This window comes from Desulfobacterales bacterium, assembly GCA_028704555.1.
In the GTDB taxonomy this organism is placed as follows: domain Bacteria; phylum Desulfobacterota; class Desulfobacteria; order Desulfobacterales; family JAQWFD01; genus JAQWFD01.
Genome location: JAQWFD010000047.1, coordinates 1 through 26,458, shown reverse-complemented (window position 1 = coordinate 26,458; position 26,458 = coordinate 1). Strand labels below are relative to the sequence as shown.

Genomic DNA, 26,458 nt, shown 5'->3' with positions numbered 1-26,458 from the left:
CCTGCTCGGTTTCAATGCCTTCTTTTTCAAGTTCGGAAAAAACCGTGTTGATCAGGATGGCCGTGTTCCCGTCTTTTCTGGCACTGCCGTTGAATGCAACAACGTTCATGGGGTTATTCTCCTTGGGTTGAATATAAAACGTGGGGTTGCTGGCGGACGGATACGGAAATAATCAGGGCTTGATCATAACTGCGGCCACCATGTCACGGAGTCCGTCCCGCGCGTTTCCGGCTTCTCCTGCGCGATCCGGGGGATGCCGCGAACGGACGGGACTCCGAGGCTACGCACAGCAAAATATGGCCGCAGTTATGATCGAGCCCAATAATGAAATGCGGGTGGCAGGATCGGGGGGTTCGATTTCACGGGGTGTTGTAGCCATCCGCATATCTTTATTGATACCAGCAAAATCGGAAAATGTTCAAGAGGTTTGTTGGCTATACGTTCTGATCCTGATGTGCCGGGACATCTGACCGATGATAGTGCAGCGGTAACGGATGGAAGGATGGGGTGCAGACGTCATCCCCCGGCTTGCCGTTGATTTAAAAAACGAGCTGCCCGGCGAAAAAGGATTTTCGGAGCGGAATATCAAACGGATGGTGTCATTTTATCGTGAATACCCAGCGTTGGGAATTGTGCCACCGGCTGTGGCACAAATGCATGAAACGAATGAAGCCCTGATTTTGCAGCAGCTCGTTGCAAAATTCCCTGGGGGAGTGCTGGGGTCACCTTGATATCAGGCTTCCTCTGCCACCTGATCAAGCGTCAGACGGGTAGGGTGCGCATAGCACTATCATGCGCATGCGGTTAAATGCGATGTGTCTGGTCCCCAAACGACGGCCTTGTTTGCATCCGTAACGAGATTTTGGGTTCAGGTTCAGCAGATTCAGAGGTCTGACCAAACTAACGTATTGAAATAAAATCAGTTCACTTGAAAATAGTGGGCTCGATCATAACTGCGGCCATATTTTCCCATGCATAGCCTCGGAGTTCAGTTCCCGGCGTACGAAAACCGCCGAATCGAGCAGGAAAAGAGGGAAACGGAAGGGACGGACGCCTGAACATTGTGGCCGCAGTTATGATCAAGCCCAAAATAGTATCTCTGGATACGGCTTAGCTTGGCGCGAATTTTTGGACGCCAAAAAGCGTGTTCTAAGAAAATAAGGGTACACTCCGAACCGTATTTCTAATCTTTAAAAAGGATTTTTTTAAGATCAATGGCAAGCGCAAACAGGCGTCTCATTCCCAGATACATTTGGCATATCTCTCATCAATACCATAAAAAAGAGTTTTATTTAAAATTTGTAAAAGACCGGAAATGGTGATTAAGTTGGCTCCATCACGCGAAAAAACGTTTCGGCCTTTGCAGTTTGTGTGTTGAATTATAGGGTAACCCACAATCATTCATCTGCTGGTAACCCCTGTGATGGTTAGAACCTATTCAACTAACTACCGGACGAACGGGTCAAGCGTTTAACATCCGAAAAAAGAGGAAGAGGGAGTTTTCTGGGAGGATCGGTACCATGCAATAGTTGTAGACATCGACCAGTACCTGAGGTAATGCATGTCCTATATCTATTTTTGGGATACATCGGATGAAATATCGATATAATATTTGGTCCGCCTCCAATGAACAAACCGCAACACGGGGATAGAATGTTTATCATTGGCCTTGACCCAAAACAGATAAAAATTGAAAAGGAAGAAATATCCATACCTGATTCGCCAGCAGCTGATTATTTATATCCAGAATTGAAAACGATCATAAAAAACAATCTTGATGGGCATACTTTAAGTTCGGGAACTTGGAATACGCTGCAAAGACATAAAGCGCACCATTCAGGGACAGATTTTTTAAACATGGCTGGAAAATAATATGAATACACGATTAAGCTATCTCTATCGCGACGCCTGCAATTATAAGAAATTTAATGACATTGTCATTTCAGGCCAAATCAAGGAGAGGCAAATCCTGCTTTTGTTAAAGGATAAACTGTTTTTTATTCCATCAGAAGTTGGTCTTCCTGACTTACAAGATAGTGCCTTTACGGTCGATGATCACATCTGGCATGAGCTGGAAAAAGTTGAGTTAACAGAGGATCTTCCCACAATAGAGATTGATGCAAATCTGATGATCGAAAGATTTATAAGGGCTTCTCTTAAAAATTGGAACGAATATGAAGTTATGTCAAAGAAGGGTTTGATATGAAAGTCTTTGAACGAAAACGGTGGACGAGAGACGAGCTAATTTTAGCCATTAATCTCTACTGCAAAACTCAGTTCGGTAAAATCCACATGAGAAATCCTGAAATCATTGATTTAGCCAACAAACTTGAAAGAACTCCCGGGTCTGTAAGTTACAAATTGGCTAATTTTTCAAGCATTGATCCTACAATTGAACGCAAAGGGGCTGCGAATGTAAGTAAACTTGATCGTGAAGTATGGAATGAATTTTTTGAGGATTGGGAATCAATGGCTTTTGAAAGTGAAATGCGAATGGCAAAAATGTCCGAAAACGAATCTGTCAAGGCTTATGAAGTAATTCCGTTAAAAGATGGAGAAACGAAAAGCTCAACTGTACAAGTTCGCGTCAATCAGAATTTTTTTCGAAAAATGATCTTAACATCATACAATAATTCATGCTGTATTACTGGAATTGATAATTGTGATTTGCTGATCGCCAGTCATATTGTGCCATGGGCACATGATAAAAAAAACCGATTAAATCCAATGAATGGACTCTGTCTGAATGCGCTTCACGACCGTGCTTTTGATAAGGGGCTTATTACAATAGACGATAATTACCAGGTTTTGGTTTCAAATAAGGTGACACACGAACTGATAGTGAAATATGATCGCAAATTGATAACTTTGCCAAGTCGTTTTCTGCCAGATAAAGACTTTATCAATTTTCATAGGAAAAATATATTTAAGGATAATTAATGCTACTGCGAGTAGGTTGCTGTTCAATTGAAGAAGAAAAAAATAGAAATCCGATCAAATTGTTCTTGGGCTAATTTTTCTGAAATACATCTCCGGGGCCTTCAACGATCTGCACGAGCAGTTTAAGGCAGTTGAATTGCGAGGCTTCTGTCTGGCGTTGAGCTAAAGGAAATGACCGGGAATGATAAACGTGGTAAAGGAGCAGGGTATGTTCGAAAAGCACAGCAGCGGGGGATACCGTCTCGCGTTAAACGGGATTGAGCAGAAAACGCTGGTGTAGGACGAAAATACGCTTTATGTAACCATGACGGCTTCGAATGGCTTCGGAAATGCTCAGCCTGACCGTTGTGGATTTTCTCGACAGCATGTTAAGAAGCAACCCGGGTAATCTGAGAATTCATGAAATTAAAATTTGTGAATCCTCCAGGGGGGGCGGCAGCACGATCCGGGATTCAGGATTCAAGGAAAAGTTTAATCTTCTGGGCATGGCGGTCAAGAACGGTGACGGCGAAATTGAATTCAACCCGTCCCGCAATGATGCTGGCAAATGGACGGACGCGGATTGTCATGGGGGATGTGGAAAATATCGCCAGAGCCAAATGCGCTGTGCATGAGGGTGCCGGATAAGGTCTGTCTCAGCGTGCCGTTAAGCGGCCCTGAGTCGTTTTCTGATCATTCTCCCTCTATCTCGAAAGATTCTCCCCAGGTTTCCACCAGATTTTTCGTTCGGGTTCGGAGCCGGTCGGATACCACCTGAAGGAGTTTGTTTGTCAGTTCATATCCCGTGAGCGGGTCCTTCCGGCACATATCCTTCAAAATAGCGGCTGAAATATATAATATCTGACCCGGTTTTGAACCTGTAAGGTTGGTCGTCTGCCTGCCGTCATCGAGCATGGCGGACCATCCGCAAATTTCACCCGGTTCCACGACATCTATCATCATCTGTTTTCCCTGCGTTTGAACCCGGTCCGGTTCTCCTTTTTCGGTATGAATATCCGCCGTCAGCAGGCGACAGACAACCGGCAGGCTCAATTGCACTTCTCCGCGGACAACACCATACAGGTTCAATGCCGGATCATCCTTTCGCGCCAGAACCTCTCCGGCAGAAAATTCCAACAAACGCGCCTGCTGTGAGATGTGTTTCAGTTTATCCGAAGGCATATTTGAAAATATATCAAATTTTTTTAAAATTTCTAAAGAAACCATGCCCACCTCATTTTTCAGGCTTCCGGGGAAGACGCACGCACTCATCCAGCACCTGTCGTATGATCGTATACGGATTTTCTTCATGATTCATGATGGCGTTAACCATAGTATCCAGACGGCCGTTGGCGGCCAGGTGCATTTCAACCCGCCTGAAAAGCTCGTAATTAATCATTTGAAGCGTCTCCTGATGGATTCGCTCCCGGCGTTTGTTCAAAAGCCTTCCGGTGTTTTTCAGATGGTCCTGATGGCATTTTAACGCCTCTGCCAACGCCACAATACCTTCATCCTCTGTCGATATGGTCTGCAGGACCGGGGGCTCCCAGAGTCGTTCGCGAATCTGGGCATCCTGTGCCACACGATTGGACACCTCGGCAAACAACTGATCGGCGCCCTGTCGATCCGCCTTATTAATTGCATATACGTCGGCAATTTCCATTACGCCGGCCTTCATGCTCTGAATCACGTCGCCCAGTCCGGGTACCAGTACCAGACAGACGGTATCCGCAATACGAATAATATCCACCTCATCCTGCCCCACGCCGACGGTTTCGATCAGAACGATATCTTTTCCGGAGGCATCCAGAACCTTGACGGCGTTGCCTGTGGCCTGCGCCAGTCCGCCCAGATACCCTCGCGTTGCCATGCTTCGAATAAATACGCCCGGATCCAGGGCTATTTCGCTCATTCTCACCCGGTCGCCGAGAATCGCTCCGCCGGTAAACGGACTGGTCGGATCTACAGCAATGATCCCGACCGTCAGACCCTGCCGGCGAAGGTGCCGGGTCAGTTTATCAGTCAATGTGCTTTTGCCCGCCCCCGGAGCTCCGGTGATTCCTATGATATAGGCGTTTCCGGTATGCTTGTAGAGCTTTTCCATGCACGGCCGGGCCCGGTCATCCTCATTTTCCAACCATGAAATCATCCGGGATACGGCTTGGGAGGAGCCTTTTATTATTTCAGCGGCGTAATCCATATTCATTATCAAGCGATCCTGATTGTGTTAACGGTCCCCGGACGGCAACTGTCGTGCCGCCGTCCGGGGACAATATTAAATGCATTACAAACTGTCCGATTTAGGGATTGAACCAACGTCGATCATGATGCGCACCGGTCATTTATTTCGAACTGCATCCTTTATGAAATCTACGATATCGTCCGTATTGGTGCCAGGACCAAAGATTGCAGCGATACCCGCCTCCTTCAGACTCGGGATGTCTTCTTTTGGAATGATTCCGCCTCCGACGACCAGGACATCATCCATATGTTTTTTCCGGAGCAGCTCAACGACCCGGGGGAAGAAATAATTATGCACGCCCGACAGACTGCTGAGGCCCACCACGTCCGCATCTTCCTGCAAAGCGGCTTCCACGATCATCTCCGGTGTTTGTCTCAAGCCGGTATAAATGACTTCCATGCCGGACTCCGCGAATATTCGACTCAGAAGTTTGGCACCTCGATCATGTCCGTCGAGTCCGGGTTTTGCCACGATTATTTTGATTTTTTTTTCTGCCATGATCTGTTACCTCCCTGTTAGATAAATTCCTTGGGTCGATATTCACCAAAAACATTGCGCCATACATCGCAAATTTCTCCGACGGTCGCCCGCGCCTTGACCGCCTGGATCACGGCGGGAACCACATTCTCATTGGTTCCCGACACCTCTTGCAGATGATTCAGGGCTTTTTCCCATTTACCGGTATCCCGTTTTGCACGCAGCTTTTTGAGTTTATCCGTTTCGATATCTCCCTGTTTCATATCGACCTTCAGAAGGTTGGTGAGCGGGGGCTCTTCCATGGTATATTTGTTGATACCCACATAGACCCGCTCTCCGGATTCGATGTCTTTAGGAACCGGTAGGAGCTGTTCTGGATTTCTTTTTGAATATATCCATGCTCAATTGCAGTCAGGGTGCCGCCCATGGCATCAATTTTTTTGATGTATTGATCGATTTCATCTTCAATCTGATCCGTCATTTTCTCCACGAAATAGGAACCGGCCAGGGGATCGATCGTCAATGTGGAACCGCTTTCTTCGGCCACGATCTGCTGGGTTCGAAGTGCCACAGTCACGGCTTCCTGCGTCGGCAGGCAAAGGGCCTCGTCATAGGAGTTGGTATGCAGGGACTGGCAACCGCCCAGCGCGGCGGCATAGGTCTGGAGTGCCACCCGGACGATATTGTTGAGGGGCTGCTGAGCGGTCAGCGTCACACCGCCGGTCTGCACGTGATAGCGAAGCATCATGGAGCTGGGATTTTTGGCGCCGAATCTCTCCTTCATTACTTTGGCCCAGTAGCGACGTGCGGCCCTGAATTTGGCCACCTCTTCCACGACGTTGGTAAAACAGTTGAAGAAAAAGCTCAGACGCGGGGCGAATGAATCCACATCCATGCCTCTGTCAATACAGGCCTGGGTATAGGCGATTCCATTGGCGATAGTAAATGCCATCTCCTGGGCGGCAGTGGAGCCCGATTCCCGGATATGATAGCCGCTGACGCTGATCGAGTTCCATCTGGGTACTTGCTTCTGGCAGTATTCAATCAAATCCACCGTCAGCCGCATGGTGGGTTTTGGCGGGTAGATATACTGCCCGCGGCAAATGATTTCTTTGAGTACATCGTTCTGGATCGTGCCGCCGACCTTGTCCATAGAAACGCCCTGCTCTTCGGCAAGCGACAGGTACATGGCCAGCAGTACGGGGGCCGGCGCATTGATGGTCATGGATGTGGTTACTTTATCCAGAGGAATCTGATCAAAAAGTACGCGCATGTCATCGATCGAATCGATGGCAACGCCAACTTTGCCGACCTCTCCCATCGCCAATGGGTGATCGCTGTCATAACCGGCCTGAGTCGGCAGGTGAAACGCCACACTCAATCCGGTCTGGCCCTGATCGAGCAGGTATCGGTAGCGCTCGTTGGTTTCCTTGGCGCTGCCAAAACCGGCATACTGGCGCATGGTCCAGTACCGTCCCCGATACATGGTCGGCTGCACCCCGCGGGTATAGGGATAATCACCCGGAAACCCCAGGTCCCTGCCATAATCCAGATCAGAGATATCCGGCGGGGAATAGAGCCTTTCCGTTGGAATCCCCGAAATACTGGTAAATACTTTTTTCTGCTCGCCTCGTTTATCCAGAACTTTTTTCAGCGTACCGTCTTCCCATTTTTGTTTGTCCTGCTTGATCTTTTCCAAATCATTTTTATTGAACATAATCTACCTCCTGCCATGCCTGTTCCACGTTAATAAATTTGGCGTCAAGTATCTGTTTTTTCGCCTGTTGCATGAAATTTTCAGCCCAAAGGCTGCTTGATTTTTTTAATGCTGCATTGAAAAACCAGGGGCATACAAAACCGAAATCGATTGATTGGTCTGTATTAAAAAAAGATAAACTATCGGGATTGATCTGAACCGCTGATTTTCCCAAACTTCCGGAATTAAACTTTTCGCCTTCATTAGAAATGTTAAAAACATTCTTCTCATGGACGGATAGGATGTGATAAAATCGTTTAATCGTTTTAAAAAAAGGACGATATGCCGAGGGGTTGTTTTAATCATAGATGAAAAATGAATACCCTCCGGGTACGGGCGGAGTTCAAGGGCTTTGCCGACATCAAATTGCCAGAAGTCCCAAATATCGATCAAACCCTTATTTCGTAACGGCCCCTAAGAATATGAACGGGCAAGGTAACTTTTGGAGCTGAGCCCTGAATCAGCGCAATTCCTGAACAGCAAGGCAGTGAAATAATAGCGTACAATATCCAAATCGATCATGTACATATTATTGATAAGAGTGCCGTCCAGGTTGTCGATATCAGAATCGGCAGAAATCTTAAAATGAAGGACAGAAATTCAAGTATTCAATGAGTCCTGAAATTTAAAGTGTAAAATCTGCTGACCTAACCATTTTTGAGCAAGGTGTTGAGTATACGCAGTGGGTTTGGATTTGGAAAAAAAATTAGAAGTATTAAAGTAACGAGAAAAAAAAAGACAATGACTGCATCAGATTAACTATCAATAGTGGTAACAATCATTCTCGTCCGCTTAAAGGGCTTATAACAAAAGTCATGTCTCCGGGGCAGGGCTTCTTTACAAAATTTTTTTTAATAAATATATAACTAATTATTATGTCAATATGTTTTATTGTCAATAAATTATTTTATGAATATTATTTATTTCTTTCGAGTATAGTTTTTGCTTCCTGCCATCGGCTGGTTGTTTTGACCTGACAGTCTCTTTTATTACGTGATAATATAGTCCCATTCATGCAACCGGATCAAACCAGTTCGTTTCCTGAATGCGACCCATAATTTTCCTTTCCGGGTTTGATCATAACTGCGGCCATATTCTCTTACGTGTAGTTTCCAAGTCCCGCCCGCTGCCGCCGTATCGTGCCGGAGAAGCCGGCAGCGGCCGGGACGGTTCTCACGACGTTATGATCAAACCCGCCTTTCTTTTTATTTTACTCATTTTTTAAGGAGGTTATGCCATGATGGACCTTCGTTTTTTTCATGAACTTATGAGTCGTCTGCAACGGACGCTCGCGCATCCCCTGGATCGGAGGCAGTTTCTCAAACTTCAGGCCCGATGCGCCGCATTGACCTGCCTGAGCGTTTCCGGGATCTCGATTCCGACCCTGCTCTATGGACAGGCATATCCGGACCTTGCCGTTGCAAAGGGTGCCCCCGGCCCGGCGGCACGGGCGGCGGTGGCGCTTGTCGGGGGCATGAAACGGTTTGTTAAGCCCGGAAACAAGGTGGTGATCAAGCCGAACATGAGCTTTGCATTTACCCGGGAGCCGGCATCAAACACCAGCCCCGAGCTTGTCCGTGAACTGGTGGCCATGGCCCGGGAAGCCGGTGCCTCCCGCGTACGGGTGCTGGATCACCCCCTTCGTTCCAGTGAGCTGTGTATCGAAGGCGTCAAAGACGCCTGCGCTGTTTTTGATGAAGACATTGTACAGGGGATCGACCAAAGCCGGTTTTTCAGGGAAACGCCGATCCCCGACGGCAAATCGTTTAAAAAGACCGAGGTCATGAAAGATGTTCTGGAGGCCGATGTGCTCATCGCCGCGCCGGTGGCCAAATCCCACTCAAGCACGGGGGTGAGCCTGTCCATGAAAGGGATGATGGGCCTGATATGGAACCGGTCGGTCATGCATTACCGCTATGATCTGAGTACGGCCATCGTGGACCTGAACTCCCTGCTCAAACCCGACCTGGTCGTTATCGACGCCACCCGGGTCCTGTCCACCAACGGACCGGCCGGTCCCGGCGAAGTGCTTTCGATAAACAGTGTGATCGCATCCGCCGATATGGTGGCGGCCGATGCCCAGGCCGTGGCCCTGTGCCAATGGTATGGACGGAAAATGGAGCCGCGTCAGGTCAAGCATATCCTCCTGGCCCATGAACGCGGGCTTGGACGCATGGATATCGAAAATCTCCGGATAAAAACAATAGACGCATAGGCCATACATTCATGACGTTTCAGAGACTTGTTCAAATTCTGAGCTTGGCCGCCTTTATTGGCCTTCTTTTTCTGGCCGCTTTTCCACTGGTATCTTCCGTGCCGGTGAATGTGTTTCTGCGCATGGATCCGCTGGCGGCATCCGGAACCTGGCTCAGCTCCCGAACCGTGTTATGGGTGTTCTGGCCGGCGGTAGTGCTGCTGATACTTGCCCCCGTTATGGGCCGGTTTTTCTGCGGTATGATCTGCCCCATGGGCACGACTGTTGACGGCTTTGACCGGACGCTCGGGAAAACGGATAAAGCCGAAGCGCCAAATATGATCTCCACAGCCGCCCGCCGCCCCCGGATAAAATATTACGTGCTGGCGTTTATCCTGGGGTCAGCCCTGTGCGGCATTTCGCTGGTGTTTGCAGCATCTCCCCTGTCCCTGATCACCCGGTTCTACGGATTGATTGTCTATCCGGCAGCCTGCCTGGCGGCCGATATCGGACTTGTCGTGCTGCGCCCGGTTGCGGATTTTCTGGATATCCCCTCACTGGTCTATGCCCGCATGCCCCTGCCGCGGTATGCGCTCCAGTGGGTATCCGCCCTCATGTTTGCCGGCATTTTTACCTGCGCGCTGATAACGCCCCGGTTCTGGTGCCGGTACCTGTGCCCGGCAGGCGCTCTGTTTGCCCTGTGCAGCGTAAAACCATTGATCAGACGTCAGGTAAGTGATACATGCATCCGTTGTGGCGCCTGCCAGAGGGCCTGCCCCATGCAGGCGATCGGAAGTGATCCGTTGAACACGGATTTTTCAGAATGCATCGTATGCGAAACCTGTGTGCGGGTATGCCCGGTGAATGCGGTTACCTTTTCCTCGGGACGCCACGCCGGCTCCTGCGGTTTCAATGCGCTTTTCGCCGATCGGAGGCAATTTGTTTTTTCCGGAATAACCGGCATTGCATCTGCCGCTCTCATGTATACGGGGCTGTATCAGCTTCACGGCAAACCGGGGCCGGGACAAATTTTACATCCTTCGATGATCCGTCCGCCCGGGGCGTTGCCGGAACCCGCATTTCTTGACCGGTGCATTCGCTGCGGCGAGTGCATGAAGGCCTGCCCCACCAATACCCTCCAGCCGCTCGGCCTTGCGGCCGGCGTATCCGGATGGTTCAGCCCCATATTGATTCCCCGGCGGGGGCCCTGTGAGGCTCAATGCAATGTATGCGGTCAGGTATGTCCGACCGGCGCGATCCGACCCCTTCCGATAGAAGAAAAAACATGGGCTAAAATCGGCACGGCCTATGTCATCCGGCATAAATGCCTCGCGTGGGAATTTGATCGCCGGTGCCTGGTCTGTGACGAGGTCTGCCCGTATAATGCCCTGGAATTCAGGCAGTTACCCGATCATTCCGTGGCTGTGCCCTTTGTGAACGAAAGCCGCTGCAGCGGGTGCGGGTTCTGCGAACATCACTGCCCGGTTCAGGCACAGGCCGCCATCGTGGTCGAACCCATGGGTGAAATCCGGCTGGCAGAGGGATCCACCCGGGATGCGGCAGTGGATGCGGGTCTGTCTTTAACGATTCGCCCCGGGGACAAGCTTCCGGCAGCTGAAGGGGAAAGAAACCAGGCACCCGAACTGCCGCCGCCCGGCTTTACATGGTAAGGGGTGTAATTTGGATGAACATCGCCATACGCCAGGTGCCGGTGATCAATGGCCAGATATCAGAGCTCGGTATGGCGATTTTATTGTTTTTGGGATACTATCGACACATTTGGCCATCATCAGGGCTCTTTCTGACTGAAATTACGGGGCACAGGGGCTCGATGAAAAAGCGATTGACAAGGAGCGGTAAAAAGGCTTTGACCGAACCCGGTGTTTTATCGGTTCGGGAATTAAATGCAATGTTTTGAAGTGAGGTCTCCATTGTGGGGTTAGCATCAGATATCGTAATTATCGTGGTTGCGGCACTGATTGGTGCGCTTGTTGCGCAACGACTCAGACAGCCGTTGATTTTAGGATACATATTTGCAGGCATCGTAGTAGGGCCGTACACCGGCGGGGTTACGGTCGGTGATATTCACGACATTGAACTGCTGGCAGAAATTGGAGTCGCCCTTCTTCTGTTTGCCCTTGGACTGGAATTCTCTTTAGGTGAATTAAAATCGGTACGAAAGATTGCTCTGATTGGCACGCCCGTTCAAATTCTTCTTACGATCGGTATTGGATTCTGCCTCGGTAAATATTTAGGCTGGTCCTCTGCGCGTGCAGTGTGGTTTGGTGCGTTAATATCTCTTTCCAGTACTATGGTCACCCTGAAGACCCTTATGGGCAGGGGGCTTGTGGGGACCCTTTCCAGTCGGGTAATGATTGGAATGTTGATTGTTCAGGATCTGGCTGTTATTCCGATGATGATTATCCTGCCTCAACTGAGCAATCCAGAGGCAGGCCTTCCCCTGTTAGCCGTTGCTGTAATCAAGTCGGTAGTGTTCCTCGTGCTGATGTTTTATCTGGGTCGCAAGCTGCTTCCCTGGCTGTTGTCGTATGTGGCTCAGTGGAACTCCAGGGAGCTTTTTATTTTATCCATAACCGCCATAGGGCTGGGTATTGGATATGCCACATATCTGTTTGGGCTCTCCTTTGCTTTCGGCGCTTTTGTTGCCGGAATGGTTCTCAGTGAGTCGGATTATGGTCATCAGGCGCTGAGCGATATTGTTCCATTAAGAGACATCTTTGGCCTTTTGTTTTTTACATCCGTTGGCATGCTCCTTGATCCGGCCTTTTTGTTTGAGAATTGGAAAATGATTCTCTTCCTGGTTTTAATCGTTGCGGTTTTCAAAGCCTCAATATTTTACGTGCTGGCCATGATATTCGGATATATCAATATTATTCCCATTGCAGTCGGTCTCGGGCTGTTTCAGGTGGGCGAGTTCTCATTTGTTCTGGCGAGGGTGGGCCTTGAATCGAATATCCTCGACAACGATCTGTATTCACTGGTGCTGGCTTTGTCGGTTCTGAGCATGCTCGTTACCCCATTTGTTTCAGCGATGGCAACGCCACTTTACAAGTTAAAAAAACAGTTATTTCATTATGAGCCGCTGCAGACAGAAAACATACCGCAATCCGGATTTGAAGATCATGTTGTCATTGCCGGTGGCGGGCGGGTGGGGCAATACATCGCTCAGGTTCTGACCCAGCTTGATCTCCCCTTTGTCATTGTTGAATTGAATCATCAGCGAATGCTTGAATGCAAGAATGCAAAATTTCCTGTAATCTATGGCGACATAAGCCAACCAACCGTACTGGAAGTATCAAAATTACTGAAATCAAGGCTTTTACTTATTACCATTCCTTCAGTGATTACGGGGCAGGCCATTGTAAAACAGGCCCATCGTCTTAAGCCTGAATTGCATATTATTGCCAGGACCGAGGGCGTTGAGCAAATGCGGGCATTATATGAAAGCGGAGTTTATATGGCACTGCTGCCGGAAATGGAGACGGGAATAGAAATTGCGAGACAGACGCTTATTCATTTTGAAATTCCTGTTGAAGCAATTCAGCAATATACGGATGCGGTTCGACAACAGTTTTATGCACCGATTTATGCATCAAACCAGGATCAGCAGCTGCTTGCCAAATTTGATAATATAAAAAATATGTTAGAAATTTCATGGGTCACACTTACACCCGGAAGCGGTCTTGTCAGCAGGAGCATTAAAGATGCGGCCGTTCGCACCAGAACCGGTGCGTCAGTTGTAGGGGTTATCCATGGAAAAGTATTTTATCCGAATCCTGAAGCCGATTATTTGTTTCAGCAAGGAGATCTGGTGGCGGTTGTCGGCAATCAACAGGAGCGGAGTGAATTCAGAAAATTGGCTGGGGTTGGTCAAACTGTCTGATGAAAAGGGGGGGCAGGCCCCTTAGGGCTCACTCAGAAATAACTTCACATTTTAAGCGCCGATGCATCCTGCCTGGCTGCGTTACGAAAGCTCGGAATATGCTTGATATTCCTTCACTTTCGTGCTTTGTCAGACAGGCGCCTCAACATTTAAAATTGCGAACTTATTTCTGAGAGAGCCCTTACTTTTATCGCATTGGATTTGAGAGACGGACATTATTCATTGGCGTGGAGAGCAACTATGAAAAAAAGCTGTCATTTTATTTATGTGTCTATTTTTTTAGTTATTTGTTTTTTCTCCTCCCTGCCGTTACAGGCTGAGGAAAAAATCGGGCTGTCTGACGGGCAGACCATCTATGTGCCGGCTTATTCACATATCTACAGTGGCGACCGTGAAAGGCCTTTTTTGCTGACGGTAACGTTAAGCATCAGAAATATTGATCCCGGGGATCAAATCAAAATCACCACGGTCGATTATTACGAAACACAGGGGAAATTCTTAAAAAAATATTTAGACAAGACGGTCATTTTAAACCCTTTGGAATCCATACGTTATATCATACCGGAACGAGACAAAAGCGGCGGATCGGGCGCCAGTTTTATCGTCGGATGGGAATCCGACAAATTTGTTAATCCGCCGGTTGTTGAATCAATAATGATTGGCACAGCCTCTCAGCAAGGCGTTTCGTTTACCTCTCGCGGTCAGGTAATCATTACATCGAAGTAAGCGTGTTGAACATCGGCTACGAAACACTTCTGCCTCGCTTACCCTGCACAGGCTTTTTCGGGCTTGATCATAACTGCGGCCACAGCGTCGTGAGGGACCGTCCCGGCCCCGATTGTCCCGCTTACTTTGAAATTAACGTGAACATATCAAATTATGGATGGGCGTTTCAGTTAAATGGATGTGATGTACCCTCAGCCCGTGATTCAGAAAAAACTCCGCTTTTTCTTCAAACGTACGAATCGATTCGGTGGTGAAAAAATTCAGTGTACCGTTTTTTGTGCAGACAGCGTCCATTTCCGGATGCCGTTTCAGATAATCCACCAGAGAGGCTGCAACGATTTTTCCCTGCGATATGATGCGGATATGTCCGGGAACGATTTTTATGATCTGCTTCAATAACAGGGGGTAATGTGTGCAGGCCAGGACAAGCGTATCGATGAGCGGATCTTTATCGATGAGACGGGTTATGTCTTTCCGGATAAAGTACGCGGCCCCGGGCGTATCGATTTCATTGTTTTCAACGATAGGAACCCACATCGGGCATGCTTCCTGATGTGTGATGATGTCATTGCCCCCGGATATTTTTCGTATTTCCATCGGATAGGAGTCAGATAAAACTGTGCCGGTGGTGGCCAGGATTCCCACGTGACGGGTTCGGGTAAGTTCGGGAATTTTTTCGACGCTGGGCCGGATCACGCCCAATACCCGTCTGTTCGGATCGATGCGGGGAATATCATTTTGCTGGAGGGTTCGAAGTGCTTTGGCCGATGCCGTGTTGCACGCCAGGATCACGAGATGACAGCCCATATCGAAAAGTTTGATAACCGCTTCACGGGTGTATTGATACACGATGTCATAGGAACGGGTGCCATAGGGCGTGCGTGCATTATCCCCGAGATAATAAAAATCATAATCAGGCAGTTTGTTTACAATTTCCTTCAGGATGGTCAGCCCGCCGTATCCCGAGTCGAAAATTCCGATCGGATGAATATCTTGAGTCATTTAAATGATCCGGTTATAAAAAATACATTAAAAAAACAGAAATTAATTCTTATTTACTGATTTTACCGGAAAAGGACAATCCTTTTTCGGGCTTGATCATAATTTCGGCCAGGTTGTCGCGGCCACTCTTCGGAACTATGGCCGAAGTTATGATCGAGCCTCTTTTTTCTGAATGAACAGCGGTGTGCTTGCAGGTCATGCACGGATCGGAAAAAAAATCAGCTGGCAGGCAAACCGTTACCGATGGTCCGTTATGGATCGGCCCATCGGCAACAGTGAGGCGGGGACAAATGTAAGCGTCGTATCAGATCTCAGAGGCAACCGTTTCGGGGGCCTCTTTTTTTTTGCCAAAACAGCCTTTTCCCAGAAGAATCAGGCTCAGCAAGATGCCGACGACCAGACCGGTGGTGGGGCCGGCCACGGCCAGCGCGCCCCCGGTAATTCCGGCGACACCTCTTTCGGCATTGGTGTCCACCAGATTCATGGCGATAAAGACACAGGCAAAGCCCTGAATTAACAGCGTCAGGGACAGCGCTACCGGAAGGGAGGGTTTGAAAATACAGACCAGGGGCAGAATCAGGCAACTGGCAAATTTCATAAAATTAAAACTGCCAGAACCGCCAAAAATAGAATCCATGGCATTTCGTCCCAGTTTATAACGCTCTGCAACAGCAACCGTCATTGCCGCCCACAGGGGCCCGGCCAGTGTAACGGTCGGTGCAAAGCTGCCTTCCAGAAAATTTCGTATGGCACACATTAAATTTAACCGATTCGCGTTGGAGTCGACGATTTCATCCGGCCGGAAATTTTTTTGTGCCTCCATGACGATGGTCTGTCCAACGATCATATCGCCGAATGCAACAATATAAGCCACGATGGCCATGGGAAGGGCTTTCATCCATATATCCAGAGGAGGTATGCCGGCACCGAAAATCGAATAGGTCGTAAACACTTCCTTGACCTGGGGAATGAAAAACAGCCCTGATTGCCATTCCGGCAAAGGAATTTCTCCGGTCAACCATCCGACGATAATTCCCAGTATAATTCCGGGGACGATTCCGTAATGTGCTATTTTGACGAAGATGCTTTTTGAACCAATGCCGGCCGAACGAACTTTTTGGGTAAATCCCTTTGAAAACAGCAGATAAAAGGCAAACAGGCCGCCCAGCGTAATACTGAACGGGTATTTATAAAATCCGGTACCGGAGGGTAAAAATCCGTATTTACCGGTTATCGCGGCGATGCCGGCGCCCAGAATAATTCCGGATTGCATGGCTTTGGGGACGATATCGATCAGCTTTTTCGCAAATCCTGTCAACCCCATGATCAGGAAGATGACGCCGACCAAAAGTTGAACTGCAATTAACGCATGAATTCTGTCGATTCCGACACCGAATTTGAGTAAAAATGCAAGCATCAGCGGAACTGCCGGAGAAATCCAGCCCGGAATCAGGGGGTCGCCGAAGACCTGGTGAAGACAGTAGGTGAGTTCGTGAAAACATACAATTGTCAGCGCAACTTCAAATGGCATTCCAAATACATCCTGGAGAACGGCGACAGCCCCCATGCCCGTAACGAACATGACCATGGCCTGAAGGATCTCGGTCATCTCAATGCCCCAGTGAATAAATGGAATTCTGATTTTAAACGGCCCGAAAGGGATATATGGAGTTTCCTCCCCGTATTTTCTTCGAATTTTAGTCAAAAAAACAGCCATTCGTTTATTCCTCCTTGTTTGGTACTGGAAAATCAACTGTTGCCCCGGCATATCTAACCAGCTCAATTTTATTAAGTTTAAAAATTTTCCTTTCCCTGTTAAATACGTAACCTCATAAAATTTAAATTGAAAAACGGTAAGTAAAGATTTATGTCATCTGCTTAGATGGCATCGGTACGATTGGGTAGATCAGTGATTGTTTTGCAATATGAAACAAATCGTATCCAAACGGCTATTTACAATTAAATAAAAAAATGTTTAATTGTATCAAAATGTAATACAAATGGAACAAACCTTATCATAAGGTTAATTATACCCAATCGATATGAGAGTCAAGCCGGAATCTGGCTTTTATAAATAAAAAATATCGTTATAACTATCAGATATTAAAATATAATTATAGTTATTAAATATTATGGATATTGTCTTGACAAGCCGGAATGGGTTGTACTATTTTATAGTTTTAATAAAAGGGGGTTTTATAATATGGAACATGCTGAATCAAGCTCGAATTCTGTGGAAAAGGCGCTCAAAATCCTATTGGCCTTCAGGGTGGAACACCCTTCGTGGGGGGTAAGGGCATTAAGTAAGCACCTGGGATTCAGTCCGGCGACGGTCCAGAGAATCTTGCAGACTCTGAAATCGTACAATTTTGTAGCGCAGGATCCCGAGACACGTCTGTATTTTATGGGTGAGGCTGCATATGATTATCTGGGGTCCTCCCTTGAACCCCATTCAATGAGGCGGATCGCCGCTGCGTTTATGAATCGGCTGTTGACATCGACCCGGGAGACGATTCATCTGAATGTCATCCAGGATAATATGCGCTTGTGCATTGATTGCGTGGACTCCTCCCAGCCTTTAAAAGGGACTATACCGATCGGTTCGACCTCTCCCCTGTATGCAGGCGCAACCCCCAAGTGTCTTCTTTCGTTTGCGTCTGCCGATTTTACGGAAACATACATCCGGAATTTAAAAATTGAACCGTTTACGAAAAATACCATCAACAATATTAAATTACTCAGAGAGGATCTGGAAAATATACGGAAAAAAGGATTTGCTCTCAGCATGGGGGAACGATCCGCCGGCCTTGGATCCATCAGTGCCCCCGTACTTGATCTTGATGGCAGATTGCTTTGCTGTCTGAGTGTGGATATTCCGGAAATCCGTTTTAACGATGAAGCGCATCGAAATTTTTGCATCCGTGAGCTGCTGGAAGCAACGCGGGAGTTTTCAAAAGTAATGGGTTATCAGGGGGGTGATGAAAATTTTGTCGATGAAAAATCGGATTCATGACTGCTATCCCCAGCGGTCAGTAACCAAGCATCCCCCTTTTCCCGAAGGGGGATTCCCGGGGGGGGGAGCAGATACCTGAAGCACCCCTGTTTTTCCATCCAATCCGGGTATTTTATATCCATTCCCATCTATCCTCGATCAGCCGCCCCTTTTTTTATAATCGGTTTGTCCGGAAGTTTTTAAATCACAGGGTTTAAATTTATAGTATCTTGCTGCTCCCTTGAGGATGTTATAAAGATAAAAACCCGATGCCTTTTTTCTCAAACGACGTGCCCCTCCAGCGATAGCGCTGCGCAGTCGGTTTGAAGGTCGCTGATTCAAGGAGATGAAGGTGACGGTGAGACCGGTCGGGTCTCACCGTCGGGAGGCAGGAGATAATGTGAACAGAAAACAGCAGTCAATCGATGGGGGAAGGGGGAAAGGGTTACCCGTAAACGGATAACCCCTTCGGCTTACATGGCTGAAAGATACAGGTTGATGATATCTTTCAGGGTGCTCATTCTGGGGTTGATTTTGACATTTCCGCTTAACATGGCATCTTTTGCCATCTCTTCAATTTTATCTTTTTTAACACCGACTTCGGTCAGCGTTTTCGGGATTCCGACATCATCGGCGAGGTTCTGAACCGCTTCGATGGCAATCGGTGCGGCTTCCAGGTCTGATAATCCGGAAACATCTTCTCCCATAAGGGCGGCAATTCGTTTGTATTTGCCATGATCCGCCAGCATATTATATTCCATAACCTTTGTGAGGATGATGGCGTTAGCAACGCCATGAGGAACATTGAAAAAACCGCTTAGCGGATGGGCCATGGCGTGAACATTACCCAGTCTGGCAATACCAAAGGCGATTCCAGCCAGATTGCTGGCGACACACATTGCGCCGGCCGCTTCCATATCCGCACGGTTTGCGACAAAAGCTCTCAAGTATTTACCGATCAATCGAATGGCTTCCGCACCGAATGCATCCGTGAAGGGGGAGGCAACCAGATTGGTGTAAGACTCGATTGCATGGGTCAGTGCATCCATACCACAAGAGGCCGCAATGTGTGGCGGAATAGATGTCAGGACGGTCGGATCAAGAAATGCGACTTTGGGGAGGAAACGATAGCTCACGATTGTCATTTTATAATTTCGAGCACGGATGGTGATGACAGCAAACGGAGTGACCTCACTGCCGGTCCCGGCGGTTGTTGGTATCGCCAGGATGGGAAGCGGATCTTTTTCAAATTTATCAACGCCTTCATACTTGTCGAGGTTGCCGCCATTGGTCATTAATATAGCGGCGGTTTTTGCCACATCCATGGGGCTGCCACCGCCGACGGCGATAAAGGCGCCCGCGCTGATGGCTTTAGCCGTTTCGGCACATTGATAACAAGTGTCCGTACTGGGATTGGGTTCAACCCCGTCAAAAATATTATAGGTAATTTTTTTTTCGTTCAGGGCCGCTTCTACATTCTTCAACAGACCTGCACCGATAACGCCCTTGTCCGTAACGATCGTCACCGTGTCGGTATTCAGCACTTTAATTTCGGATGCCAGTTTGTTTTTGATAGCGCCGATTTCATAAACAAGTTTTGTAGGAAGGTAAAATCCAAATGCCTGATTGTAATTTTTCATTGCTACTTCCTTTCGTTGGGTGTGGTAATTTTTAATATTGTGTAACGGGCGGAATCAAACAGCCTCTCATGGCAACTGTCAGTCCGCATTAGAAATTCATCACCTCATCAAGTTCGGCCGGATCGATATCAAACACCAGCTTTTTTGGCCCCAGAGTTTCTTTTCTGAAAAATTCGGGCAGTCGGTTGTCGGCTTTGGTAAAACCCGCTTTGGTATTAAACTTTATCTCCAGCCTCAGGATGCTTTTCCCCATCTCGAGAAGATCTTCCACGCTGGTTTCTTTTCCCGTTGCTGCCGAAATCAATCGGGCAATACGTTCCATGGAACCCGGAAGCGGTCCGACAAACAGGCAAAGCCCCATATTGTCGACAACGGTGGACATGATCTGCAGATCCCGTGATACAGCAACCTGTCCTTCAGACCGGTTGGGATCGACCCCCCCCCGTCCCGGAAGACAGTTTCCAGCCGTATGATCGCCGCCCATCGTTGAGGTGGCATAGGTGATTCCTGTTCCTTTGAGCGCTCTCGGGTCATAGCCGGACATGGCTTGCCCTTTTGTCGCCGGTACCCGGGTAATTCCCAGCACTCTTCCCGTTACCGTGGCACCCTGACCGATTAATTTGCCCAGAACCGTCCCCCTGGGAAGTTCATTGAGCAGGGAAATGGCGGCATCGCCGTCACCAAAAGCGGCAAGGCCTGCTTCCATGGCCACGCCGATGGTGACACCAATTTCCATGGTATCGACACCGTAGTCATTGCATAAATAATTTAATTTGGCGATCACGTCCAGTGAATCGATTTCCAGGTTGGACCCCATCAGGGCGATGGTTTCATATTCCAGGCCGGATACCACGTAATTACCATCCAAATCGTTGTACACATTGGAACACCGGATGGCACACCCCGGTGAACACCCATGGCCGACCTTTCCGCCGCGTTCGTTGATGGTTTTGGTCAGCATCTGGCCGTTTATTTTTTCCGATCCTTCAAATGTTCCCATGCTGAAATTTCGGGTCGGCAGTCCGCCGTTCTGGCTGATCGGGTTAACCAGTACAGCAGTTCCGAAATTATGAAGGCCTTTTCCGCTTTCGACCAGCTGTTTTGCCCATTCCTTGGCCTCGGCATTGAACGCTACTTTATCGGTCATTTCGAACAAATGCCCGTCAGCACCGGTATCATCTATAATAATAGCTTTAATGTACTTGGACCCCATGACGGCGCCCATTCCTCCACGGCCGCAATGCCGGTTCGGCAGGCCATCCATATCGGTAATGGCCACGGTGGCAGTTCCCATTTGCATCTCGCCACCCTGTCCGATGGTAATAAAGGATGCTTTGGTGCCGTAGGTTTCCTGGAGTTTTGTCGTTGTTTTGAAATTACCGAGGCCGGTCAACCCTTCTGCGGGTACGATCTGAATCGAATCGGCCGTAACGCTCAGGGTATTCCAGACAGGGGTTGCCGGCTTTCCTTCCAGAATAATGGCTTTTATGCCAAGTTTTGCCAGTTTTGTAGCGGCGGTGCCGCCCCCGTTGCTTTCTTTGATTCCGCCGGTATGCGGACTTTTTGCGCCGACCGATAAACGGCCGGTGCTGGGAACACGTGTTCCGGTAAACAGGCCCGGGGCAATGACAAGTTTGTTTTCCTCTCCGAGGGGATGACACTCGGGGTCTACCTCATCGGAGAGTATCTGTGTGATCAGTCCTCGTCCGCCAAGGAGCGCGTATTCTTTCGGAACCGGTTCCCTGGTGACGGTATGGGTTGTCAGGTTTACTCTGATCAGATCCGCCATTTTGTTTTACCTCGTTTTTTGTGTTTTTGGGTTAACCGTATTGGGCATCAGTCAAGCGGCATGAATCAACACCTCAGGTTGTTGCCTGGGATTCTTCCAATGCCTTTTTTTCAGCCGGTGTCGAATCTTCCGGTTTTTCTTTCATGAACGAATCTTTGCCCAGGAGAAAAAAGCTCAGCACGAGGCCAACGACCAGACCCACTGTCGGTCCGGCGATAGCCAGTGCGCCGCCGGTGATACCGGCAACCCCGCGTTCAGTATTGTTTTTGACCAGGCCCATGGCAATATAGACACAGGCAAACCCCTGGATCATCAGGGTCAGGGAAAGGGCGACCGGCAGGGCCGGCTTGAAGATGCAGATCAGGGGCAGAATCAGACAGCTGAGGAATTTCATGATATCAAAAGATGCCATACCGCCGATGATCGAATCCATGGCCTTGCGGCCGAGTTTGTACCGCTCGGAAATAGCCACCGTCATGGCTGCCCACAGGGGGCCAGCCAGCGTTACCGTCGGTGCCAGGGAGCCTTCCAGCACGTTTCTTACACCACAAAGGAGGCTCAAGCGGTTTGCATCCGGATCGATTTCTTCATCGGTTCTGATTTTGTTGGCCTCATTGACAACCGTCTGTCCCAGGATCATATCGCCGAAGGCAATGATATACGCCACCAGGGCCATCGGGATCGCGTTGATCCAGGTGCTCATCGGCGGAATCCCGACCCCGAAGATGGACATCTGCTGGATGCATTCTTTGAATCTGGGGATGAAGATGATGCCGGATTCAAATTTTGGCAAAGTAACTTCGCCGCTGATCCAGCCCACGAGAATTGCCAGAATGATTCCGGGAACGATACCGTAATTGGCGATTTTGATGAAGATGCTTTTCGAATCCGAACCCTCTTTTTTAACCCTGTCCGTAAATCCTTTGGAAAAAAGGAGATACAGCGCCAGCAGGCCGCCAGCGGTGATGCTGAAGGGGTATTTGGTGAGTCCTGCGCCGCCGGGTTGGAAACAGTATTTTCCCGTGATCGCGGCAATTCCGGCGCCCAGGATAATTCCGGACTGCATGGCCCTGGGAATGTGGTTGATCATTTTTTTTGCCAGCCCGGTCAGACCTAAAATCAGGTAAATGATACCCACCAGCATCTGCAGCGCGATCAGTGCCTGAATTCTGTCTTCACCCACACCGTATTTCAGAAGAAAGGCGGTTGTCAGCGGGATGGCCGGTGTAATCCAGCCCGGTACCAGCGGATCGCCGAATATATTTTGAACACAATACATCAATTCATGAAATGCGACGATGGTCAGCGCCAGTTCAAATGAGATTCCGAACATATCCTGCAGCAGAGCGATTGCCCCGAGAGCAGTGACAAACATGACCAGGGCCTGGTAGACCTCGGCCATTTCCACGCCAAAATGAATAAAGGGTAATCTGAATTTGAAGGGCCCCATGGGAATATAAGGCTGCTCTTCACCATGCTTTCTTTTCGCTGTAGGGAACATGATAGCCATTTGTAAACACTCCTCTTAATTAAAGTAACAACACACCCGAATATGTATACATTATCAATTGTAAGGCAACCGGCATTAATTTTTCTGCAGACGCTGCTGCTGAACTATAATTGAGCCCCCCCTTCTGTTTAAAATCCAACCGTTATCTGTAATTCTGAAACCATTGGGTTATATGCGCTATGGTAATATATTATGGAACGGCCGTGGTATATTTTGTTCTGTAAAATGAAACAAATATTGCAAATCTTGTTTTTTGTATCGTTCGGCCAGTTAAATTTGTACCATAATTCAAAACATATTTATAATTATACATAAAAAAGATTGATGTCAAGAGGAAAATATTGAAAATATACATGCGATAATTTTAGGCATAACCTGTTAAAATATTAAGATTTTAGCAGTATACACCGTTTTTCCGGGTGTCATTGAATGGTTTTTATTGAGATTGTTTTATGTCAAATAAAATTTATATTTTTTGTTTTGCTACAAGAAACACTAAGGGCGGGCGGGTTTTGATCGTTTTGTATATTGTGCCCTGTGGTGGAACAAAAGCGGCGTCAAAATAAAATCGGGTTGAAAGGCCTTGTTTTTATCGATCCACAGGGGACGGAATGAATCGCGCGACAGGAAAAGGGGAGCAGCCTTAAAATACATTCAAAAGGTATCGGGTGTGCAGGCCGGAAAGAAATTTGCGGTGCAGGGTCCTGTTTCGAAAAATGTTGATAACGTGTTCATGAATTGTTCATAAGTTTTATTTTAATAATTTCTGAAGGCCCGGCTGGAAAGAATTTAAATGAATTCATGCAGGAATCGGAAAGGGGGATGGTGACGATGCAGGCAAGGCATTTTTTTCTCTTCCTTTCCTGCGTTTGGGTGAACCGGGTGAATCGTTTCTTTTATATGAATTTATATCGGGGAAGGTCTTTTTCCAGATAACCGATAAATTCCTCCGCCTTTTCAATCGGGGCTCTGGTGACCAGGCTGACGCAGATATACAGGCCTGTGCAAACGATGACTCCCCAGACGCCGGGCCATAATCCCAGGGGCTTGAGTCCGGTCAGCTGGAGGATCAATACCAGTGCCGCGCCGCCGATCATGCTGGTCAGCGCCCCGGCAGCGGTTGCTTTCTTCCAGAAAAAGGCCCCGATAATGCTGGGCACCGCCATCAGCAGACCGGCCGACGCCGCCGAGGACAGGGGTGCGATCATGAAGGCCAGACCGGTTTTTCCGGCGGCCCAGTAGGCAAATACGAAAAAGATGGCAGCCAGTATCGGAATAATGCGTTTTCCGATTTTCAATTCGGTTTCTTCAGATATTTTAGCCTTGAATCCGTTTTTTACCAGATCGCGGCTGCACATCGAGGACAGTGTCAGCAAAATCGAGTCAATCGTGGAAATGGCGGCCGATAGTATCCCGACCATCACGATGATGGCGATCAGCTTTGGAATAATCGCCAGGGCCAGCAGCGAAGGGGTTGCCAGATCCGCAGAAGCCAGGTCCGGAAGCAGCAGCCGGGCGCTGAATCCCCACAGCACGGATACCAGTGTGTAGATTAATCCGAAAATCAGAAACCCACCGATCATCTGCTTGAACGCCGTGACGGATTTGGGCACAAACAGCCGCTGGGTCACCTGAGGGTTGGACAGTGAAAAAAACAGCCAGGGCAGGGCAAGACCGAAAAATACATTGAACCGGAACAGACCTGAGCCCGCCAGCAGTTCCGGGATTTCCGTATTCATGCGGTTAAAAAATGGCTCGATCCCGCCGAATCCTTTATATACCACAAAGAAAAGGGTCACCACGGAGGTGACCATCATGATCACCACCTGCAGGGCATCTGTCCAGGCCACCGACCGAAGCCCGGCCATATACGACCATACGATGGCCAGCAGGGTGGCGATGGCCATGGCCGTGATCAGGGAAATGGCGCCTTTGGAGACAACGGACAGCAGATACCCGATTCCCATCAGCTGAATTGCCGCATAAGGAATCAGGAAAACCAGACACAGCACGGTGGCGATAATTCCTACGGCCCGGTTCTGGTATCGGTCTGCCAGAAGCTCGGCATGGGTCAGGTAATCGTATTTATGTCCCACCAGCCAGAACCGGGGCCCGAAAAAGACCACCAGCACCAGACCGCACAGGTAGGTCAGTTCATATCCCAGAGCGCCCACCCCCAGTTTGTAGGTCAGACCGGCCAGGCCCACCATCATGAATGCGCTGTAGGTGGTTGCCGCGTAGGTCAGGGCGGATACAATTCCGCCCAGCTGGCGGTTGGCCAGAAAGAACTCATTCATGCCGGTGCCGAGTTTTTTTCTCGCCATAGCGGCCACCACAACCCCGATGACGATATAAACCGACAAAACTGTCCATGCGTAAAAGGCTTCGTTCATGGTCTTGATGATCCTTGTGTGTTATTTTCCCGCCATCCGGCAAACATGATGAACATGCTGATAATGGCCACGATGACCCAGGCCACCCAGAAAAGAAAACTTCCCGACAGCCGGGGAACATGACCGAATATTAAAAACGGTACGGTAAAATCGATGACCAAAAGAAATATGAACCATAAAACCCATGCCCGGAAATGTTTTCCCATAAGTGTCCTCTCGATTATCTGACCGGTCAAGCCGGAATAAATCATTTTGTCAGTTAAAAGCTAATAGTCAAAAAAGCGAACCCTGTCAAACCGAAAACAGGTGATTCGTGTTGAAAACGGAAGTGACCGCAAATAAGCACGAATTTTATTCCCCCCCGGCATATGCATGAGGAGCCGCAGGAGATGAACGCCATTGCATCAATGTCTATAATATTGTCTATAACATGTTCATAGGTTCGGGTTTGATCATAATTTCGGCCGCGTTGTCGCGGGCCCCGTCCCGCCCATTGCCGGCATCTTTTCCCCCGATCGCGTCATGTCGTACGCCGGGAACGGGCGGGATTCCGCGGTCACTTATATTTTTTCAAATGACAAATAAGGGTTGAATATGACTTTTTACATAGCCATCAAAATGGGGGTTACATCGGATGAAAATAAAAATATTCTTTAATGTCGATCGCCCCTGAATGAGTTTTTTACCAAATGTTCATAAAATGTTCATAACCTGTTTATAAGTTATGGGGCCTGTGCAGGACGCTTTTTTCGGAAGTATGCGGAAACGCGTCGCAATGGTGTTTATCCGTTGAAGAAACGGTAATTCTGATGGAAAATAAAAAAAACCGTTAAGTGGCATTGCCCTGCAGTTTCGGGTACGGGGCTGGTTCGGGCAAAAATCTTGACAATCTCCACATGGTGTGGTTTGAACAG

General features: G+C 48.4%; 23 protein-coding genes and 1 pseudogene. 11 read left to right on the top strand and 13 right to left on the bottom strand.

Translation table 11 applies throughout. The annotated features are described in order from the left end of the window. Positions 1–109 (bottom strand): NAD(P)H-dependent oxidoreductase (locus tag PHQ97_14185; protein MDD4393884.1); only part of this gene is annotated, 109 nt, incomplete at its 3' end. Between the two features lie 385 nt (positions 110–494). On the opposite strand from PHQ97_14185, the gene PHQ97_14180 reads away from it, so the two are divergent. The 5 genes from PHQ97_14180 to PHQ97_14160 all read left to right on the top strand — a co-directional run bounded on the left by PHQ97_14180 (position 495) and on the right by PHQ97_14160 (position 3,554). Further along, positions 495–731, top strand: coding sequence for a DUF1016 N-terminal domain-containing protein (locus PHQ97_14180; protein ID MDD4393883.1), 237 nt, complete (start codon positions 495–497; stop codon positions 729–731). A gap of 922 nt (positions 732–1,653) precedes the next feature. Further along, positions 1,654–1,872, top strand: a complete 219-nt coding sequence (locus PHQ97_14175; GenBank protein MDD4393882.1) for a hypothetical protein — start codon at positions 1,654–1,656, stop codon at positions 1,870–1,872. Between the two features lies 1 nt (position 1,873). Beyond that, positions 1,874–2,206 carry a hypothetical protein gene (locus PHQ97_14170; GenBank protein ID MDD4393881.1) on the top strand — a complete coding sequence of 111 codons (333 nt, stop codon included), beginning with the start codon at positions 1,874–1,876 and terminating at the stop codon, positions 2,204–2,206. Then, positions 2,203–2,940, top strand: a complete 738-nt coding sequence (locus tag PHQ97_14165; GenBank protein MDD4393880.1) for an HNH endonuclease — start codon at positions 2,203–2,205, stop codon at positions 2,938–2,940. The genes PHQ97_14170 and PHQ97_14165 overlap by 4 nt, the downstream gene beginning before the upstream one ends. A gap of 317 nt (positions 2,941–3,257) precedes the next feature. Further along, the gene (locus PHQ97_14160; protein ID MDD4393879.1) at positions 3,258–3,554 is read left to right on the top strand and encodes a hypothetical protein; all 297 of its coding nucleotides are present in this window, start codon (positions 3,258–3,260) and stop codon (positions 3,552–3,554) included. Positions 3,555–3,612: 58 nt separating this feature from the next. Here PHQ97_14160 and PHQ97_14155 read toward each other — a convergent pair whose 3' ends face one another. The 5 genes and pseudogenes from PHQ97_14155 to PHQ97_14135 form a co-directional block, all read right to left on the bottom strand. Continuing rightward, positions 3,613–4,146 (bottom strand): cyclic nucleotide-binding domain-containing protein, encoded by a 534-nt coding sequence (locus tag PHQ97_14155; GenBank protein MDD4393878.1) that lies wholly within the window; start codon positions 4,144–4,146, stop codon positions 3,613–3,615. A 7-nt stretch (positions 4,147–4,153) separates the two neighbouring features. Further along, a complete protein-coding gene (gene meaB / locus PHQ97_14150) occupies positions 4,154–5,125 on the bottom strand; it encodes a methylmalonyl Co-A mutase-associated GTPase MeaB (GenBank protein MDD4393877.1) in 972 nt (323 codons plus the stop codon). Positions 5,126–5,257: 132 nt separating this feature from the next. Then, on the bottom strand, positions 5,258–5,659 hold the full coding sequence (locus tag PHQ97_14145; protein ID MDD4393876.1) for a cobalamin B12-binding domain-containing protein: 402 nt from the start codon (positions 5,657–5,659) through the stop codon (positions 5,258–5,260). A gap of 17 nt (positions 5,660–5,676) precedes the next feature. Next, positions 5,677–7,355: pseudogene (locus tag PHQ97_14140) on the bottom strand (methylmalonyl-CoA mutase family protein). Further along, complete coding sequence (locus PHQ97_14135) at positions 7,345–7,569, bottom strand: hypothetical protein (GenBank protein ID MDD4393875.1); 225 nt, start codon at positions 7,567–7,569, stop codon at positions 7,345–7,347. The pseudogene PHQ97_14140 and the gene PHQ97_14135 overlap by 11 nt, the downstream one beginning before the upstream one ends. 1,062 nt (positions 7,570–8,631) lie before the next feature. Between PHQ97_14135 and PHQ97_14130 the strand changes: the two genes are divergently transcribed. The 5 genes from PHQ97_14130 to PHQ97_14110 all read left to right on the top strand — a co-directional run bounded on the left by PHQ97_14130 (position 8,632) and on the right by PHQ97_14110 (position 14,218). After that, the gene (locus PHQ97_14130; protein ID MDD4393874.1) at positions 8,632–9,609 is read left to right on the top strand and encodes a DUF362 domain-containing protein; all 978 of its coding nucleotides are present in this window, start codon (positions 8,632–8,634) and stop codon (positions 9,607–9,609) included. 11 nt (positions 9,610–9,620) lie between these two features. Continuing rightward, a complete protein-coding gene (locus tag PHQ97_14125; protein ID MDD4393873.1) occupies positions 9,621–11,258 on the top strand; it encodes a 4Fe-4S binding protein in 1,638 nt (545 codons plus the stop codon). Between the two features lie 14 nt (positions 11,259–11,272). Next, positions 11,273–11,506 (top strand): hypothetical protein, encoded by a 234-nt coding sequence (locus tag PHQ97_14120; protein ID MDD4393872.1) that lies wholly within the window; start codon positions 11,273–11,275, stop codon positions 11,504–11,506. Between the two features lie 15 nt (positions 11,507–11,521). Beyond that, positions 11,522–13,492, top strand: coding sequence for a cation:proton antiporter (locus PHQ97_14115; GenBank protein MDD4393871.1), 1,971 nt, complete (start codon positions 11,522–11,524; stop codon positions 13,490–13,492). A gap of 240 nt (positions 13,493–13,732) precedes the next feature. Then, positions 13,733–14,218, top strand: coding sequence for a DUF3124 domain-containing protein (locus PHQ97_14110; protein ID MDD4393870.1), 486 nt, complete (start codon positions 13,733–13,735; stop codon positions 14,216–14,218). Between the two features lie 132 nt (positions 14,219–14,350). On the opposite strand, the gene murI is transcribed toward PHQ97_14110, so the two are convergent. Next, positions 14,351–15,220: a glutamate racemase gene (murI, locus tag PHQ97_14105; GenBank protein MDD4393869.1), complete on the bottom strand. Its 870-nt coding sequence runs from the start codon at positions 15,218–15,220 to the stop codon at positions 14,351–14,353. Positions 15,221–15,524: 304 nt separating this feature from the next. Beyond that, positions 15,525–16,937, bottom strand: coding sequence for a xanthine/uracil/vitamin C permease (locus PHQ97_14100; protein MDD4393868.1), 1,413 nt, complete (start codon positions 16,935–16,937; stop codon positions 15,525–15,527). A 486-nt stretch (positions 16,938–17,423) separates the two neighbouring features. On the opposite strand from PHQ97_14100, the gene PHQ97_14095 reads away from it, so the two are divergent. After that, the gene (locus PHQ97_14095) at positions 17,424–18,233 is read left to right on the top strand and encodes an IclR family transcriptional regulator (GenBank protein ID MDD4393867.1); all 810 of its coding nucleotides are present in this window, start codon (positions 17,424–17,426) and stop codon (positions 18,231–18,233) included. 452 nt (positions 18,234–18,685) lie between these two features. Here the strand turns inward: PHQ97_14095 and PHQ97_14090 are convergent, their stop codons facing one another. The 5 genes from PHQ97_14090 to PHQ97_14070 form a co-directional block, all read right to left on the bottom strand. Next, positions 18,686–19,852, bottom strand: coding sequence for an iron-containing alcohol dehydrogenase (locus PHQ97_14090; GenBank protein MDD4393866.1), 1,167 nt, complete (start codon positions 19,850–19,852; stop codon positions 18,686–18,688). 88 nt (positions 19,853–19,940) lie between these two features. Beyond that, a complete protein-coding gene (locus PHQ97_14085) occupies positions 19,941–21,641 on the bottom strand; it encodes an aldehyde ferredoxin oxidoreductase C-terminal domain-containing protein (GenBank protein MDD4393865.1) in 1,701 nt (566 codons plus the stop codon). 73 nt (positions 21,642–21,714) lie between these two features. After that, the gene (locus tag PHQ97_14080; protein ID MDD4393864.1) at positions 21,715–23,151 is read right to left on the bottom strand and encodes a xanthine/uracil/vitamin C permease; all 1,437 of its coding nucleotides are present in this window, start codon (positions 23,149–23,151) and stop codon (positions 21,715–21,717) included. 896 nt (positions 23,152–24,047) lie between these two features. Next, on the bottom strand, positions 24,048–25,544 hold the full coding sequence (locus PHQ97_14075) for a sodium:solute symporter family protein (GenBank protein ID MDD4393863.1): 1,497 nt from the start codon (positions 25,542–25,544) through the stop codon (positions 24,048–24,050). Further along, complete coding sequence (locus PHQ97_14070; GenBank protein ID MDD4393862.1) at positions 25,541–25,750, bottom strand: hypothetical protein; 210 nt, start codon at positions 25,748–25,750, stop codon at positions 25,541–25,543. The genes PHQ97_14075 and PHQ97_14070 overlap by 4 nt, the downstream gene beginning before the upstream one ends. Positions 25,751–26,458 lie beyond the last annotated feature (708 nt).